The organism is Streptomyces sp. CB01373 (assembly GCF_002803075.1).
Taxonomy (GTDB): domain Bacteria; phylum Actinomycetota; class Actinomycetes; order Streptomycetales; family Streptomycetaceae; genus Streptomyces.
This window is the reverse complement of record NZ_NNBK01000011.1, coordinates 105,109-121,949: the sequence shown is the minus strand read 5'-3', so window position 1 is coordinate 121,949 and position 16,841 is coordinate 105,109. Positions and strand designations below refer to the sequence as shown.

Annotated in this window: 12 protein-coding genes; 2 read left to right on the top strand and 10 right to left on the bottom strand. The window is 70.0% G+C overall.

Annotated features, from left to right (window positions below; all coding sequences use genetic code 11):
- Window positions 1–407: 407 nt before the first annotated feature.
- Window positions 408–1,766 (bottom strand): pyridoxal phosphate-dependent decarboxylase family protein, encoded by a 1,359-nt coding sequence (locus CG719_RS18355; protein ID WP_100569739.1) that lies wholly within the window; start codon window positions 1,764–1,766, stop codon window positions 408–410.
- A 102-nt stretch (window positions 1,767–1,868) separates the two neighbouring features.
- On the bottom strand, window positions 1,869–2,642 hold the full coding sequence (locus CG719_RS18350) for a FadR/GntR family transcriptional regulator (RefSeq protein ID WP_100569738.1): 774 nt from the start codon (window positions 2,640–2,642) through the stop codon (window positions 1,869–1,871).
- Window positions 2,643–2,852: 210 nt separating this feature from the next.
- Between CG719_RS18350 and CG719_RS18345 the strand changes: the two genes are divergently transcribed.
- Window positions 2,853–4,214, top strand: coding sequence for an MFS transporter (locus CG719_RS18345; protein ID WP_100569737.1), 1,362 nt, complete (start codon window positions 2,853–2,855; stop codon window positions 4,212–4,214).
- Window positions 4,214–5,569, top strand: a complete 1,356-nt coding sequence (locus tag CG719_RS18340) for a M20 family metallopeptidase (RefSeq protein WP_100569736.1) — start codon at window positions 4,214–4,216, stop codon at window positions 5,567–5,569. The genes CG719_RS18345 and CG719_RS18340 overlap by 1 nt, the downstream gene beginning before the upstream one ends.
- Window positions 5,570–5,673: 104 nt before the next feature.
- Here CG719_RS18340 and gdhA read toward each other — a convergent pair whose 3' ends face one another.
- From gdhA to CG719_RS18300, 8 genes are all read right to left on the bottom strand, one after another.
- The gene (gene gdhA / locus CG719_RS18335; protein ID WP_100569735.1) at window positions 5,674–7,032 is read right to left on the bottom strand and encodes an NADP-specific glutamate dehydrogenase; all 1,359 of its coding nucleotides are present in this window, start codon (window positions 7,030–7,032) and stop codon (window positions 5,674–5,676) included.
- A 229-nt stretch (window positions 7,033–7,261) separates the two neighbouring features.
- Complete coding sequence (locus CG719_RS18330; RefSeq protein ID WP_100569734.1) at window positions 7,262–7,903, bottom strand: PH domain-containing protein; 642 nt, start codon at window positions 7,901–7,903, stop codon at window positions 7,262–7,264.
- Window positions 7,904–8,093: 190 nt separating this feature from the next.
- Window positions 8,094–11,168 carry a glycosyl hydrolase 115 family protein gene (locus CG719_RS18325; RefSeq protein ID WP_100569733.1) on the bottom strand — a complete coding sequence of 1,025 codons (3,075 nt, stop codon included), beginning with the start codon at window positions 11,166–11,168 and terminating at the stop codon, window positions 8,094–8,096.
- Between the two features lie 251 nt (window positions 11,169–11,419).
- Window positions 11,420–12,613, bottom strand: a complete 1,194-nt coding sequence (tuf, locus tag CG719_RS18320) for an elongation factor Tu (protein ID WP_100569732.1) — start codon at window positions 12,611–12,613, stop codon at window positions 11,420–11,422.
- Between the two features lie 173 nt (window positions 12,614–12,786).
- Window positions 12,787–14,913, bottom strand: a complete 2,127-nt coding sequence (gene fusA, locus CG719_RS18315; protein WP_100569731.1) for an elongation factor G — start codon at window positions 14,911–14,913, stop codon at window positions 12,787–12,789.
- A 39-nt stretch (window positions 14,914–14,952) separates the two neighbouring features.
- Window positions 14,953–15,423 (bottom strand): 30S ribosomal protein S7, encoded by a 471-nt coding sequence (gene rpsG / locus CG719_RS18310; protein ID WP_003992340.1) that lies wholly within the window; start codon window positions 15,421–15,423, stop codon window positions 14,953–14,955.
- 2 nt (window positions 15,424–15,425) lie between these two features.
- Entirely contained in the window at window positions 15,426–15,797 is a 372-nt protein-coding gene (rpsL, locus tag CG719_RS18305; protein ID WP_003948652.1) for a 30S ribosomal protein S12, read from the bottom strand.
- A 332-nt stretch (window positions 15,798–16,129) separates the two neighbouring features.
- Window positions 16,130–16,687, bottom strand: a complete 558-nt coding sequence (locus CG719_RS18300; RefSeq protein WP_384317150.1) for a DUF1707 and DUF4190 domain-containing protein — start codon at window positions 16,685–16,687, stop codon at window positions 16,130–16,132.
- Window positions 16,688–16,841 lie beyond the last annotated feature (154 nt).

Below are 16,841 nucleotides of genomic sequence, written 5' to 3'. Positions count from 1 at the left end.
CTCCGGAACCCGGCGCTCCCTTGGCCTTCTCCGACCCACGCGGTCGGGTGTGTCGCGCTCCCGCTGACATGGATGCCCCTTGTTTCGAACATCCCATCGGGATTGCGCACGGTCCCCACCGGTTCCGCGAGCCGGGGGCGAAGGCCCACCGGGTGCCTGGCCGGCGTCGCGCCCACACTTCCCGGAAGATTCCCGTACGTCCGCCCCAGCGCTGCCGTGAGGCAGTTAGGGCGACGAGTACCGTGGGACTCGCTTCCGGTCCTCCCGGCGGGAGGCGCGCAGCATCAACGCTCGACCGAGCAACTCGGACAGTCTGCCACAGCGGACGGCGGCCTGGCCAATCGGGCCGGGGATATTACCCCGCGAGTGACGCACGTCAAACCAGAGGTGATCGGCCGCCTGATTCGTCAGCCGGCGGGGACGGTCATGGTGGCGAGGATCTCGCTGACCGCGTCGAGGGTGATGCCGGGGTGGAGGAAGGCGAAGCGGGCCACCGTCTCACCCTCCCAGACGGTGGGCGTCACGAAGGCGATCTGGCGCTCCAGCAGCTCCTTCGACCAGGCGTAGTAGTCGTCCCGGGCCCAGCCGGCGCGGCGGAACAGGACGACGGAGAGCTCGGGGTCGCGGATCAGTTCGAGGCCGTCGGCGGCGCGTATCAGACCGGCCGACTCCAGGGCGATGCGACGGGTCGCGTCGACGGCGTCACGGTAGGCGTCGGTGCCGTGGACGGCCAGGGAGAACCACAGCGGCAGGCCGCGGGGCCGCCGGGTGAGGTGGTAGGCGTAGTCGCTGGGGTTCCACTCCTGCGGGGCGTCGGTGTGGATGCAGTCCAGGTAGGAGGCGTCCTGGGTGTGCACGGCGCGGGCCAGGGCGGGGTCGCGGTAGAGCAGGGCGCCGCAGTCGAAGGGCGCGTACATCCACTTGTGCGGGTCGACGACCAGGGAGTCGGCGTGCTCGATGCCGGCGAATCTCCCGCGCAGCTCCGGGGAGAAGAGCGCGCCGCCGCCGTAGGCCGCGTCGACGTGGAACCAGAGGCCGTACTCCTGGGCGACCTCGGCGATGCCGGTGAGGTCGTCGATGATGCCCGCGTTGGTGGTGCCGGCCGTGGCGACCACGGCGATGACGTCCTCGGGGGACGGGTCGGCGGCGAGGGCGGCACGCACGGCCTCGCCGGTGAGGCGGTGGTCGTCGACCGGGACGACCAGGGCCTCCACACCGATGATGCGCAGCGTGTTGCCGATCGAGGAGTGGGCCTGGGAGCTGACCGCGATCCGCGGGCGGGCCACCGGTTCACCGGTCGCGGTGCGGGCGGTGTCGCGGGCGACGACGAGGCCGGAGAGGTTGCCCGCCGAGCCGCCGCTCACGAAACAGCCGCCCGCCTGGGCGGGCAGGCCGGCGAGGTCGGCGAGCAGCCGGAGCACCTGGTTCTCGGCGGCGATGGCGCCCGAGGCCTCCAGCCAGGACACACCGTGCAGGGAGGAGGCCGACAGCACCATGTCGAAGAGGGCGGCGGCCTTGGTGGGGGCTCCGGGGATGAAGGAGAGGAAGCGCGGGCTGTCGCAGGAGACCACGGTGGGCTCGATGTGCTCCGCGTACAGGCGCAGCACGTCGTCGGCGGCCGCGGGGCCGGTGCCGATGGCCTCCTTGAGGGCGGTCTCCAGTTCCGAGGCGTCGCCGAGCCTGCCCAGCGGCACCGGATCGAGGGCCAGCCGGTACTGGACGTGGTCGATGACCACCTTGGTGAGCGCTTCGTCATGGCTGTGCACGGTGCCTCCGAGGGAACGCCGACAGTAATGGATCCCATCGGACCCATTGCTGAAGCTAAGCCCGCACCGCGCTCCGGGTCAACAAGGGCTCAGTCCCCGCCCTCAGTTCCCGCCCTCTTCGTAGTGGTCCAGCAGGGCCAGGAACTGGCCGCACGAGTCGGCCAGGTGCTCGCGCATCCGGGCCCCGGCCGCCTCGGCGTCGCCGGCCAGGACCGCGAGCGCGATGGCGCGGTGCTCGTCCCGGAAGACCTGGGCCAGATCCTGGCCGCCCCGGTAGACCACCGACCAGTCCGAGTCCAGCCACAGCGAATTGGCCCGGACGAACATCTCCGTGCGGGCCCGCTCGACCGCCTCGCACAGCACCTCGTTGCCCCCGGCGGCGGCGATGGCCAGGTGGAAACGCGAGTCGACCCGGTGGTAGGCCCCGAGGTCGGCGACCTCCTCGTCGAGCATCCGCACCAGCGCGCGACGGTCGGCGGTGGAGCCGCGCAGCGCGGCGAACGAGGCCGCGGCCGGCTCGATGGTCTGCCGGTACTCCATGTAGTCGCGGATGGTCGCGCGGAAGTCCGCGGCCACGGCCGCCCGCTCCTGGACGGCGGCGGAGGACGAGGCGGCTCGTACCCTGGTGCCACCGGAGCGTCCGTGGGTGGTGACCACCAGACCCTCTTCGACAAGCTGCCGCACGGCCTGGCGCACGGTGTTGCGGCCCACGCCGAGGGCGGTGGCGAGGTCGCGTTCGGTGGGCAGCCTGCTGCCGGGTTCGAAGCCGCCGAGCGCGATGCGCTTGCGCAGGATGTCGGTGACCACCTCCCAGGACGGAGTCCGCTGGGTCTGCTCGGCGAGCACCGGCTGCCCCGCCCGGGTCTCCTTGGCCATGGCGCCAACTCCGTCCTCGGGTAAATGCCCGTTCAAAGAAATGGAATCGACTCAGACCCTATTGACACCCCCTGGTGGCGACAATAGCGTCCCGGGCTACGGGTTCGGACGGACCCAAATTGGCGGGTGCACCCTCCCACCCCGCCGGGCGTCGCTCGTACCCCCTCCCCACGCCGGACGGGCCGCCCCCTCTCTCAAAGGAGCCGGTCCATGAGCACAGCCCTCCGCAGACCACCCGGAACCGACAGTCCCGGCAGGCGCCGCAGCCCGCTGCGGATCGCCACCGCCACCCTCATCGGCACCAGCGTGGAGTGGTACGACTTCGGCATCTACAGCACGGCGGCGGCCCTGGTCTTCCCCAAGCTGTTCTTCCCCGAGATGAACCACGCGCTGGCCGTGCTCAGCTCGTTCGCCACCCTGGCCGTCGGTTCCCTGGGACGGCCGCTCGGCGCGGTCCTCTTCGGCCACATCGGCGACCGCTACGGGCGCAAGAAGGCGCTGATCGGCTCCCTGCTGCTGATGGGCGTCTCCACCTTCCTCATCGGCCTGCTCCCCGGCTACGCCTCCGTCGGCGCCCTCGCCCCCGCGCTGCTGCTGGTCGTCCGCATCCTGCAGTCGCTGGCGGTCGGCGGCGAGTGGGGCGGCGCCGTGCTGTACGCGGTCGAGAGCGCACCGCCCGGACGCCGTGCCCTGTACGGCTCGTTCCCGCAGATCGGTGACGGCGTCGGCTTCTTCCTCGCCACCGGCGTCTTCGCCCTGGCCTCCCTCGCGGGCCATGACGCGCTGATCAGCTGGACCTGGCGCATCCCGTTCCTCCTCTCCAGCCTGCTGGTGATCACCGGTCTGCTGATCCGCAGCCAGCTGGAGGAGTCACCGGAGTTCAGCGAGGCGCAGAAGCGCGCCGACGCGGAGAAGGAGTCCGCCCGGCAGATCCCCCTGGTCGGCGTGATCCGCACCGCGTGGCGCCACTGGCTCCTGGCCTCCGGGGCCTTCCTGGTCACCGTCGGCGGCTACTACGTCATCGTCACCTTCATGTCCGTCTACGCCCTCGATCACCTGCACTTCAGCGAGACGCAGGTCTCCACCGCGGGGATCTTCTGCTCGCTCGTCGTGATCGTCTTCACGCCGGTCTCGGCGATGCTCGCGGACCGGTTCGGGGTCCGCAGGGTCACCCTGATCGGACTCCTCTCGCACCTGCTGGTGGCGTTCCCGATGTTCTGGCTCGCCGACATCGGCACCATCCCGGGCCTGTGGGCGGGCATGGGCCTGGCCATGCTGGCCAGCACCGTCGCCTACTCCACCATCGGCACCATGATCACCACCTGGTTCGCGCCCCGGATCCGCTACACCGGCCTGTCCCTCAGCTACCAGCTCGCCGGCCTGGTGGGCGGCGGTGCCACCCCGGCCCTCGCCCAGTGGCTGGCCGGTCCCTCGGGCACCGACTGGACGCCGGTGGCCCTGCTCTTCCTCGGCATGGCGGTGGTCAGCGTGGCCTGCGTCCTGCTGCACCGGGCGCCCGAGGAGTCCGGGGGCGCCGAGCCCACCGCCACACCCACCCTGTTGGAGGCCTGATGTCAGCGACAGCCGTCACCCCAGCGGCGAGCACCGCCGGCCGCGCGCACCTGGAGGAACTGGCCCGCAGGGCCGCCCGCGCGGCCGGACAGGCCACCGCCTGGACGTCCCCGCACACCGGTGCGGGCGAGAAGCTGCACGCCCGGATCGACGCCGCCGTCGCCGAGGACCGGGAGGCCCTGCTCGCCCTGAGCCACGCCCTGCACCAGGACCCCGAGCCCGGCTTCGAGGAGCACCGCGCGGTGGCGCGCGTCGCCGAACTGCTGCGGTCGCACGGTATCGAGGCCGAGACCGGGGTGTACGGCCTGCCCACCGCGCTGCGCGCCACCGCGGGCACCGGACAGGGGCCCACGGTGGCGGTGCTGGCGGAGTACGACGCCCTGCCGGGCATCGGGCACGCCTGCGGCCACAACGTCATCTGCGCGGCCGGCGTCGGCGCCTTCCTGGCGCTGGCCCGGGTGATGCCCGCGCTCGGCGGCACGGCGGTGCTGCTGGGCACCCCCGCGGAGGAGAACGGCACCGGCAAGGAGACCATGGCCCGCGCCGGGGCGTTCGACGGCGTGGACGCCGCGGTCATGATCCACCCGTTCGCCGGCGGCGACCTGACGGACTCGCCCTACCTGGGCCTGCGGGAGGTCGTCGTGGAGTACCGCGGCCTCGCCGCGCACGCCTCCGCCACCCCGTTCATGGGCGTCAACGCGCTGGACGCGGTGGTCGCCGCGTACCAGGGAATCGCCGCGCTGCGGCAGCACATCCCGCCCACCGACCGGATCCACGGTGTGATCACGGACGGCGGTACACGCCCCAATGTGGTGCCCGACCGGGCGGCCGCTCACTTCTATCTGCGGGCCCGCACCGTCGAGGCGCTCGCGGAGCTCTCCGAGCGGGCCCAGCGGGTCTTCGAGGGCGCCGCCTCGACGACCGGGACCGAGGTCACCGTGCGCTGGGACGACTGCCCACCCTGCATGCCGGTGCGCAGCAACGAGGCCCTGGCCACCCGCTTCGCCCTGCACCTCACCGGGCGAGGCCGCACCGTCCTGCCCGGCAGCGCCGCGCCGGACGCCGTGTCCGGATCCACCGACCTCGGCAACGTCAGCGTGCGGATCCCCGCCATCCACCCGATGCTGTCGGTGGCACCGGCCGGAACGGCCCTGCACACGGCGGACTTCGCCGCGCGTACGGCGGGCGCCGAGGCCGACCGCACGGTGCTGGACGGCGCCGCCGCCCTCGCCCGAACCGCCGCTGACTTCCTGGCCGATCCCGGACTGCGCGCCGAGGTGGCCCGCGAGTTCACCGCGGCCGGCGGCGCACTCGACGTCGAACGGCTGCTGGACACACCGGGGGCCGCCCGGTGACCGTCGGGGCCGGACGAAACCGGCCCCGGCACACCCGCGCGTTCACACCGCAGCCCGCGATCGGCCGGAGGAACACCGGACGATCGCGGGCCGGGGGAAGTCCGTCAGATGACGCCCTGGGCGAGCATCGCGTCGGCCACCCGCTCGAAGCCGGCGATGTTCGCGCCGGTCACGTAGTCGCCGGGGGCGCCGTAGCGCTCGGCGGTCTCGTGGCAGGTGGTGTGGATGTCGCTCATGATGAGGGCCAGCTCCCGCTCCACCTGGGTGGCCGTCCACGCCGTACGGGAGTGGTTCTGCGCCATCTCCAGGGCGCTGACCGCGACCCCGCCCGCGTTCGCCGCCTTGCCGGGGCCGAAGGCCACTCCGGCCTGCTGGAACAGGTGCACGGCCTCGGGCGTCGCCGGCATGTTCGCGCCCTCGGACACGGCCTTCACGCCGTTGCGGATGAGCGTCTCCGCGTCCTTCTCGTCCAGCTCGTTCTCGGTCGCCGAGGGCAGCGCCACATCACCCGCGACGTCCCAGACGCGCCCGCCGGGCACGAACCGCGCGGAGGCGCCCCGGCGCTCGGCGTACTCGCTGATCCGGCCGCGCTCGACCTCCTTGACCTGCTTCAGCAGCTCCACGTCGACGCCCTTCTCGTCGACCACGTACCCGCTGGAGTCCGAGCAGGTCAGCGGGTTCGCGCCGAGGGCGGTCAGCTTCTCGATGGTGTAGATCGCGACGTTCCCGGAGCCGGAGACGACCGCCGACTGGCCCTCCAGCTCCTCGCCGCGCTCGCGCAGCATCGCCTCCGCGAAAAGCACGCTGCCGTACCCGGTGGCCTCCGGCCGGATCAGGGACCCGCCCCAGTTCGAGCCCTTGCCGGTCAGCACGCCGGCCTCCCAGCGGTTGGTGATCCGCCGGTACTGGCCGAACAGGTAGCCGATCTCGCGGGTGCCGACGCCGATGTCACCGGCCGGTACGTCGGTGTGCTCGCCGATGTGCCGGTACAGCTCCGTCATGAACGACTGACAGAACCGCATGACCTCCGCGTCGCTGCGGCCGTGCGGGTCGAAGTCGCTGCCGCCCTTGCCGCCGCCGATGCCGAGCCCGGTCAGCGCGTTCTTGAAGATCTGCTCGAAGCCGAGGAACTTGATGACGCCGAGGTTCACGGACGGGTGAAAACGCAGACCGCCCTTGTACGGGCCCAGCGCGCTGTTGAACTCCACCCGGAAACCGCGGTTGACGTGCACGCGGCCGTGGTCGTCCTGCCACGGCACCCGGAAGATGATCTGCCGCTCCGGCTCGCACAACCGCTCCACGAGCCCTGCCTCCGCGTACTCCGGCCGGGTCGCGAGCACCGGCGCCAGAGTCTCCAGTACCTCGTGAGCGGCCTGGTGGAACTCGGGCTGGGCCGGATTGCGGCGCTCGATCTCGGCGAGCAGGGAGGTGAGCTGGGTCTTGGTGTCGGGTCGGGTCGTCACAGGGTCCCCTTCTGGCACGGCTACTACCGGCCTACAGCCGGTGATGAACGCTCGGCGCCGTTGCCGCGCGCAGGAACTCGGCCGCCCCGGGAGTGGGCATCCGGGAAAACGGCCGACCCTTCAGTGTTACCCCTGGATCGATGCACTGGCCAGTGACCCGGCACCTTCGGTCCACGATGTGAGATAAAGATTCCGAAAAATCGGCTGGTGCGAGCTTTCCCGAGGGCCCCTACGCCAGGGGCCCGTGAGGCAGGAACTCGACCGCGAGGTACAGGATGACGCCCAGCAGGACGATCCACGGGGCGAATCCCGTACCGGCCGGCCCTCGCTCGACCCGGACCGCGGGGCGCAGATCGTCGTGGAGTGCCATGGCACTCAGGGTGTCGGCTGCCCGGCTGCCCCGGCCGGAGCGGGCGACACGGCCCATCCAGGGCGGCGCGAACAGACCGGCCAGGGGCTCCGGAGTGTGGCGGCCGAAGAACTCCAGCTGTCCGTCGTGCCGCATCTCCACGCGGGTGATCGTCGACCACGGCAGCAGCCGTGTGGACCACAGGCGGCGGATGTACACGCCGTCCTGGTCCGCGGTGACGCGCCACAGCGCGAGCACGGAGAACACCCAGCCCATGAACAGCGCCGACCACACCGCGAAGAGCAGGTCACCCGGCCGCGGATGCGCCAGGCCCGCCCCGGCCGGATGCTCGGCCAGCGTGACGAACAGGGCGCAGACGACCGCGGCCGCCGTCTTCCCGCGCCACCCCGCACGCCACACCAGCGGCGCCTGGGGCGCCGTCATCACGCCGGCGAGCTCCTCGACCCGCTCCCGGCGCTCCTTGCGCGCCTGCCGCCGCCGCTCGGCCCGGACCGCTCTCATCCCCACCCCAGCCCCCTCGTCGTGTGCCACGGCGAGCTTACCGACCGGTCGGTCGTCCCCTCGGCCGGTGCCGGACGGCTGCCCCGGCACCGACCGAGGGCCTCTCGTTTGGATCATGCCGGGCTCGCGGGGTCCCTGATCCCGCCTGATCCGAACGAAAGACCCTGGAGGGATGAGGTGGCGAGCCGTCCTACACCCGCCGGCTCTCCAGTGGGCCGAGGTAGGTGTCCGGCAGGCCGCCCGTGTCGATCAGCAGGCGTTGCAGGACCACCGTCGGGTCGACGGTCCAGAACTTCAGGCGGTGCGCTCCGGCGCGGGTGATCCTGTGCCGGGTCGCGGTGCGGTTCACGTTGTCGGAGGTGTTGCGGGCCCACGCCGTGTTCATCGTGCCGTCGTCCGCGCCCGTGGCCGCGTTGATGTCCACCGTCTGCGGTGCGGCGTCGTCGAAGGAGATCCCGTAGCGCAGTCCGCCGGTCGGCAGGGCCGGGTTCCTCGGGGACACCTCCGCCCACACCGTCACCTCGCCCGCGGAGAGGAGGGTCACCTCGTACTCCAGGCGCGGGGAGCTTGAGGCACCAGGGGTACGGCGAGGGGCCGTCACCGGCCAGGGGGTCATGCCCGAGGTGGTGCGGCCGACGCCGTCCAGGCGGCGCCACTCCCCCACCACGCGGTCGTGGTGCTCCGCGTCGATCGCCACATAGCCGCCCGCCTCGACGAAGCCCTGCGCCAGCCGCGCCGAGGTGTTCTCCGCCGTGCAGGCGACCGTCACCGTCGTGCCCGCGCCCGAGATCGTCAGCTTCGCCTCCGCCCGGCCGCCCGGCACCCGGCGCCAGTCCACCCGGACCTCCACCCGCACCTGCTCGTCCACCCGGCCGCGGGCGCGGTCGACCAGCAGCCAAGGGGCCGAGGACTGGATCCGGTAATCGAAGGGCGTGCGGCCGCGGTTGAAGAGTTCCACGTACTGCTGCGGGCGGGTCTGGTACGGGCTGAAGGAGGGCAGCCGCGCCGCGGTCGTCGCTCCTCCCGGCCACCAGCTCCCCGTGTCCTCCGCCCCGTCCACCGAGACGCCCAGTTCGGCGGCGCGCGGCACCTCGATGCGCCGGACCGCGGGGAAGAGGACGTCCGGGATCGCCACGTTGTCGATCTCCGGCTGCTGCCAGCCCGCGTTCGGGCCGTAGCGCTCCACGTCCCCGTAGTCGATGTGCGGCTGGGTCTGGAAGCCCTTCCACTTGCCCCCGGCCACCTCGTGGTTGAAGCGGTCGGCGAGCGCGAAGTCCCGCTTCAGACCCGCTTCCGCCTGCGCCGCGAGGCCGTTGGTGGCCGCCCGGCCCTGCCTGGCGTAGAGGAGGTTCGTGAACTCGGCCTGCCGCAGGTCGTAGAGGTTCGCGGTCGCCTCCACCTCGTAGCCGACCAGTTCGAACCAGGCGTCCCGGGTCCGCGCGGGCAGCGTGCGGGCGACGCGGTCGGCCTTGCGGGCCAGGGCTTTCCACTCCTCGGTGACCCGCTCCAGCTCGCGGTGGGCGAAGTGGTACGGGGTCTGCTGGTCGTCGTAGACGACCTCGCCGTCCCTGAGGGTGATCCGGCGGTTGAGCAGCTCGGGCTTGCGGCGGGCCTGGAGCCGGCCGTACGCGGCCAGTACCTCCGCGACCGGCCCGGAGTCCGCCTCCCCGAAGTTCTGGGCGGCGTAGCGGCGTTCCCACTCCTTCAGCCGCTCCTGGGGCCAGCTGTCCGGGTTCCAGGCGTAGTTGAGGAAGAACTCCGTGGGCAGTTCGTTGCCCTTCAGATCGCCGACGTTGGTGACCCACAGGCCGTGGTTGCCGTAGGCGTGCGCCTGGTGGAGCTGGTCCCAGAGGTTGGTGAGGTTCGCCGTGTCGACCCACTTGTAGTTGCGGCCGGCGCCGACGTAGTCGAAGTGGTAGTACAGGCCGTATCCGCCGGCGCGGTCGCGCTCCGCGGGGTCGGGGTGCTTGCGGATGTTGCCCCAGTTGTCGTCGGTGAGGACGACCGTCACGTCGTCCGGGGCGCGCAGACCACGGTCCCAGTAGCGCTGCACCTCCTTGTAGAGCGTCCACACCTGCGGGGTCTCGGCGGCCGGCCGGCCGGTGATCTCCTCGATGATGCGGCGCTGCTCGGCGATGATCTCCTGCATCAGCTCGATGCCGTCGCCGTCGGGCAGGCTGGTGTCGCCGTTGCCGCGCATGCCCAGGGTGACGACGCCCTCGAAGCCCTCGTCGACCATGCGCCGGATGCCGTCCCGCCAGTACGCCTTGATCGCCTCGGAGTTGCGGACGTACGACCACTCGCCGTTGCCGCCGTAGGGGTCCTTGCCCCCGCCCGCGTGGCGGTTCCACTCCTCGATGCCGCGCATCATGGGCGCCTCGTGGGAGGTGCCCATGACGATCCCGTACTCCGACGCCCGCTTGTGGTTCTCCGGGTCGTCCTCCGCGAAGGCGCGCCCCCACACCGCCGGCCAGAGGTAGTTGCCCTTCAGCCGGAGCAGCAGTTCGAAGACCTTGGCGTAGAAGTCGGCGTTGAAGCCGCCGGGCTGGCCGGGGGCCTTGCCCGGTCCGAAGTAGGCGGGTGCCCAGGTGCCCAGGGCCGGGTTCTCGTCGTTGATGAAGACGCCGCGATACTTCACCACCGGGGTGCCCTGCGTGTGCCGGCCGGGCAGGATCCACACCCGGTTCCGTCGCACCGGCGACACGTCGTCCCACCAGTACCAGGGCGAGACCCCGATGCCGTACGAGACGTCGTACGCCCCGAAGATCGTGCCGCGCGGGTCGCTGCCCGCGATGACGAGCGCGCGGTCGACGCCGGGCATCGGGTGGTCGACCACCGCCTGGAGCGAGGTCTCCCAGCGGCCGCGCACCCCGGTGACGTCCAGCTTCCCCGACTTCACCAGGCCGTCGATCAGCGGGCTGCGGCCGATCGTTCCCACCAGCACGGCGTTGCGGGCGATGGTCCGGCCCGGTCGTACGCCCGTGACCCGCTGGATGTCGTCGCGCAGGTCCCCCACGGCCCGGACGACTCCGGTGTGGTCGTCGGCGCTGACCACGATCGGGGCGCCCACCAGGGAGAACGAGCCCGGCTTCGGCTCACGGGGTGCGAAGGAGACGTAGGCACCCGGATCCGTCACCCGCGGGCCGCCGCCCTCGTTCCCGGCCGCCCAGGCGGAAGCCGCCCCACCCACAGCACCCGACGACAGCACCGGCACCGCGGCGAGGCTCGCGCCCAGGACGGCTCTCCGGCTGACGTGCGCAGACATGGCACACCCCTCACACACCCGAATTTGGTCAGTGGCATGACAAATGTTGGACGAGGGGCCTGCGGTGAACCAGGGGTCGTGCACGCCGAATAGTTTCGTAACAGCTGAACCCCACCGCGCCGTTGCGCACCGGGGAAACCGAACCCGCGGGCCGGTACGCGAAAGGGCCCGTACGACCGGAGTCGTACGGGCCCTTCCGATGCTCGCGATGGAGCTACCGGGTCGAGGGACCCTTCAGCAAGCCGGTGAGCTTACTTCAGGATCTTGGTGACCTGGCCGGCGCCCACGGTACGGCCACCCTCGCGGATGGCGAACTTCAGGCCCTCTTCCATGGCGATGGGCTGGATGAGCTCCACCTTCATCTCGGTGTTGTCACCCGGCATGACCATCTCGGTGCCCTCGGGGAGGGTCACCACGCCGGTCACGTCCGTCGTGCGGAAGTAGAACTGCGGACGGTAGTTGTTGAAGAACGGCGTGTGGCGGCCACCCTCGTCCTTGGAGAGGATGTAGGCCTGGGCCTCGAAGTCGGTGTGCGGCGTGACCGTACCCGGCTTGATGATGACCTGGCCGCGCTCGACGTCCTCGCGCTTGATGCCACGGAGCAGCAGACCGACGTTCTCACCGGCCTGGCCCTCGTCGAGCAGCTTGCGGAACATCTCGATGCCGGTGACCGTGGTGGTGGTCTTCTCCGTCTTGATGCCGATGATGTCGACGGTCTCGTTGACCTTGAGGACACCACGCTCGATGCGGCCGGTGACGACCGTACCGCGACCGGTGATGGTGAAGACGTCCTCGATCGGCATCAGGAACGGCTTGTCGACGTCGCGCTCCGGCTCCGGGATCGCCTCGTCGACGGCGTTCATCAGGGAGAGGACGGAGTCCACCCACTGCTGCTCGCCCTCGAGGGCCTTCAGCGCGGAGACCTTGACGACCGGGACGTCGTCGCCCGGGAACTCGTACTCGGTGAGGAGCTCACGGACCTCGAGCTCGACGAGCTCCAGGATCTCCTCGTCGTCCACCATGTCGGCCTTGTTCAGGGCGACGACGATGTACGGCACGCCGACCTGGCGGGCCAGGAGCACGTGCTCCTTGGTCTGCGGCATCGGGCCGTCGGTCGCGGCGACCACCAGGATCGCGCCGTCCATCTGGGCGGCACCGGTGATCATGTTCTTGATGTAGTCCGCGTGACCGGGGCAGTCGACGTGGGCGTAGTGACGCGCCTCGGTCTGGTACTCGACGTGCGAGATGGAGATCGTGATACCACGCTGGCGCTCTTCGGGCGCCTTGTCGATGTTGTCGAACGGGGTGGCCTCGTTCAGCTCCGGGTACGCGTCGTGCAGCACCTTGGTAATGGCGGCCGTGAGGGTCGTCTTACCGTGGTCGATGTGACCGATGGTGCCGATGTTGACGTGCGGCTTAGTCCGCTCGAACTTCGCCTTCGCCACTGGGTTCCTCCTGTGGAGTGGTTCTGTACGCCTTACTCATCGGCGCCAGGTGATCTTTGCTGGATGGCCCGGAGCTCCGGGGCATTCCTCCGAGTGCGCGGCGAATGGCCGCGAATCCGTGGAATGCCCCGAGAGGCTCCGGAGTCAAGCCTAAAGGCTGGAACTCAGGTGAGTTACTCGCCCTTGGCCTTCGCGATGATCTCCTCGGCGACGTTCCGCGGAACCTCGGCGTAGGAGTCGAACTGCATCGAGTAGCTTGCGCGACCCGACGTCTTGCTGCGGAGGTCGCCGACGTAGCCGAACATCTCCGAGAGGGGCACGAGGCCCTTCACGACACGGGCACCCGCCCGCTCCTCCATGGCCTGGATCTGGCCACGGCGGGAGTTGATGTCGCCGATGACCTCGCCCATGTAGTCCTCGGGCGTGGTGACCTCGACGGCCATCATCGGCTCGAGCAGCACGGGGCTGGCCTTGCGCGCGGCCTCCTTGAAGGCCTGCGAACCGGCGATCTTGAACGCGAGCTCGGAGGAGTCGACCTCGTGGTAGCCACCGTCGAGAAGCGTGACGCGGACGCCCGTCATCTCGTAGCCGGCCAGGATGCCGAACTGCATCGCTTCCTGGGCGCCGGCGTCGACCGAGGGGATGTACTCCTTCGGAACGCGACCACCGGTGACCTTGTTCACGAACTCGTACGAGGCGTCGCCGCCCTCGATCGGCTCGATCGCGATCTGCACCTTGGCGAACTGGCCGGTACCACCAGTCTGCTTCTTGTGCGTGTAGTCGACCCGCTCGACCGCCTTGCGGATGGTCTCGCGGTAGGCGACCTGCGGCTTGCCGACGTTGGCCTCGACCTTGAACTCACGGCGCATGCGGTCGACCAGCACCTCGAGGTGCAGCTCGCCCATACCGCCGATGATGGTCTGGCCGGTCTCCTCGTCCGAGTGGACCTGGAAGGACGGGTCCTCCTCGGCCAGGCGCTGGATCGCGATGCCCAGCTTCTCCTGGTCGCCCTTCGACTTGGGCTCGATGGCGACCTGGATGACCGGCGCCGGGAAGTCCATGGACTCCAGGATGACCGGGTTCTTGTCGTCGGACAGCGTCTCACCGGTCGTGGTCTGCTTCAGACCCATGACGGCGACGATGTCACCGGCGCCCACCGACGGGATCTCCTCACGCTTGTTGGCGTGCATGCGGTAGATCTTGCCGATGCGCTCCTTCTTGCCCTTGACGGAGTTCAGCACGGCGGTGCCGGACTCCAGGCGGCCCGAGTAGACCCGGACGAAGGTGAGCTTGCCCAGGTGCGGGTCGCTCATGATCTTGAACGCGAGCGCGGCCAGCGGCTCGTCCTCGGACGGCTTGCGCTTGATGACCTCTTCCGCGTTGCCCACGGCGTGGCCCTCGATGGCCTCGACGTCGAGCGGCGTGGGGAGGTAGCGCACGACCGCGTCGAGCAGGGGCTGAACGCCCTTGTTCTTGAACGCGGTGCCACAGAACACCGGGGTGATCGTGGTCTCGGAGGCCTTGCCGGACGCGATGGTGATACGACGGATCGCGGCGTGCAGCTGCTCCTCGGTGGGCTCGTTGCCCTCCAGGTACAGCTCCATGATCTCTTCGTCGTTCTCCGCGACGGCCTCGACCAGCTTGCCGTGCCACTCCTCGGCGGCCTCGGTGTGCGTGGCCGGGATGTCGACGACGTCGTACATCTCGCCCTTGGCGGCCTCGGCGGACCACACGAGCGCCTTCATGCGGACCAGGTCCACAACGCCCTTGAAGTCGGCCTCGGCACCGATCGGCAGCTGCATGACCAGCGGCTGCGCGCCCAGGCGGTCCTTGATCATGTCGACGCAGCGGTGGAACTCGGCACCGGTGCGGTCGAGCTTGTTCACGAAGCAGATGCGGGGAACGCCGTAGCGGTCCGCCTGACGCCACACCGTCTCGGACTGGGGCTCGACACCGGCGACGCCGTCGAACACCGTCACGGCACCGTCGAGCACACGCAGGGAGCGCTCCACCTCGACGGTGAAGTCGACGTGACCCGGCGTGTCGATGATGTTGATCGTGTGGTCGACGTTGTCCAGCGGCCAGTGACAGGTGGTGGCAGCAGAGGTGATCGTGATGCCACGCTCCTGCTCCTGCTCCATCCAGTCCATCGTGGCGGAACCCTCGTGGGTCTCACCGATCTTGTAGGACACACCGGTGTAGAACAGGATCCGCTCGGTGGTGGTCGTCTTGCCCGCGTCGATGTGGGCCATGATCCCGATGTTGCGGACATGGGCCAGGTCAAGTGAAGTGGTAGCCATAAGGCTTCAGTCTTCTCTCGGTTCTCGATGGGGTAGCGACTACCAGCGGTAGTGCGCGAAGGCCTTGTTGGACTCGGCCATCTTGTGCGTGTCCTCGCGCTTCTTCACCGCGGCACCGAGGCCGTTGGAGGCGTCGAGGAGCTCGTTGAGCAGGCGCTCGGTCATGGTCTTCTCGCGACGGGCGCGGGAGTAACCGACCAGCCAGCGCAGCGCCAGGGTGTTGGCACGACCGGGCTTGACCTCGATCGGAACCTGGTACGTGGCGCCACCGACACGACGGGACTTGACCTCGAGGGTCGGCTTGATGTTCTCAAGCGCGCGCTTCAGCGTGATGATCGGGTCGTTGCCCGTCTTCTCACGCAGACCCTCCATGGCACCGTAGACGATGCGCTCGGCGGTGGAGCGCTTGCCGTTCAGCAGCACCTTGTTGATCAGGGAGGTCACCAGAGGAGAGCCGTAGACCGGGTCGATGATGACCGGGCGCTTCGGGGCGGGGCCCTTACGAGGCATTCTTACTTCTCCTTCTTGGCGCCGTAACGGCTGCGAGCCTGCTTGCGGTTCTTGACACCCTGGGTGTCGAGCGAACCGCGGATGATCTTGTAGCGAACACCCGGCAGGTCCTTCACACGGCCGCCGCGCACGAGCACGATGGAGTGCTCCTGCAGGTTGTGTCCCTCACCCGGAATGTAAGCCGTGACCTCGATGCCGCTGGTCAGACGCACACGCGCGACCTTACGGAGGGCCGAGTTCGGCTTCTTCGGAGTGGTCGTGAACACACGCGTGCAGACGCCACGACGCTGGGGCGAACCCTCGAGTGCGGGCGTCTTGTTCTTCTCGACCTTGTCCTGCCGGCCCTTGCGGACCAGCTGCTGGATCGTAGGCACTACTTCTCCGGTTTCTGTGTGCCGATGGGTACAGCTAACCTGGAACACCGCCGACCCACGCGGTCGGGTGTGTCGAATCCCGCAGACTCCCACCGCAAGGCAGAAAGAGGCGCTAGATCACGGTGGCCGTCAACGGCTCCCGGTGCGGTTTGAAGGCACGCACGAAAGCCAGGGCACACCCCAGGCACAAGGTCTGAGCGTACCTACCTCATTCGCTGTGGTCAAAACAAATGGGCCCCGCACGCCGCGCCCCGCGGGTCTTGTCAAGTCCGGGACCCGCGGGCGATCTTCGAATTCACGGAATGTGATCTTCGAACAGCGGAATGCCCGCGTCATCCCGACCCCGCGATCCCGGCGATGACGAGCAGGGTCAGGACCACCGCCCAGCCCGCGACGGACAGCCAGCCCAGGACCAGCCCGGCCAGCGCGAGGCCGTCACCGCCCTCCCCGGTGCGGCGCATCTCCGCGCGGGCGGCGTGTCCCAGGACCACCGCCGGCAGGCCCGTCACACCGGCCGTCATCAGCGTGAGCACCCCGCAGACCAGGGAGCCGACGGCCTTGCCGTTGGTGGGCGGCGGCACCGGCAGGAACGTGGACGGCGCGATCGGGGCCACCGCCGAGGTGAGCGGCACCGGCCCCTGCGGCAGGTCCGCCACCAGCAGCGCCAGCTCCCCGACCGTACGCGCCTGGTACGCCCGTGCGATGCGCTGGTCGAGTTCCCGTTCGTCCAGGCGGCCCTCGCCGAATCCCGCCCTGAGCACGTCCACGGCCCGCTCGCGGTCTGCGTGGGAAGCCAGCATCGACGGGCTGCCCGGGCCCTGCCACGGCTGCGGGACCCCCTGTCCCCGCTGCCAGGGCTGCATGGGCTGCATCGGCTGCGTGGGCTGCATCGGCTGCCATGACGGATACGACGGCTGGTACGACACTGGGACCTCCCCCGGACCGCGCGTGTCCTTCCATCATGCGCCAAAGGGGGCCATCTCGTTACGGGACGGCGCGCCCGTTCGGGGACTGAACGAAGTTCGTCGGACATCCATGGCCGAA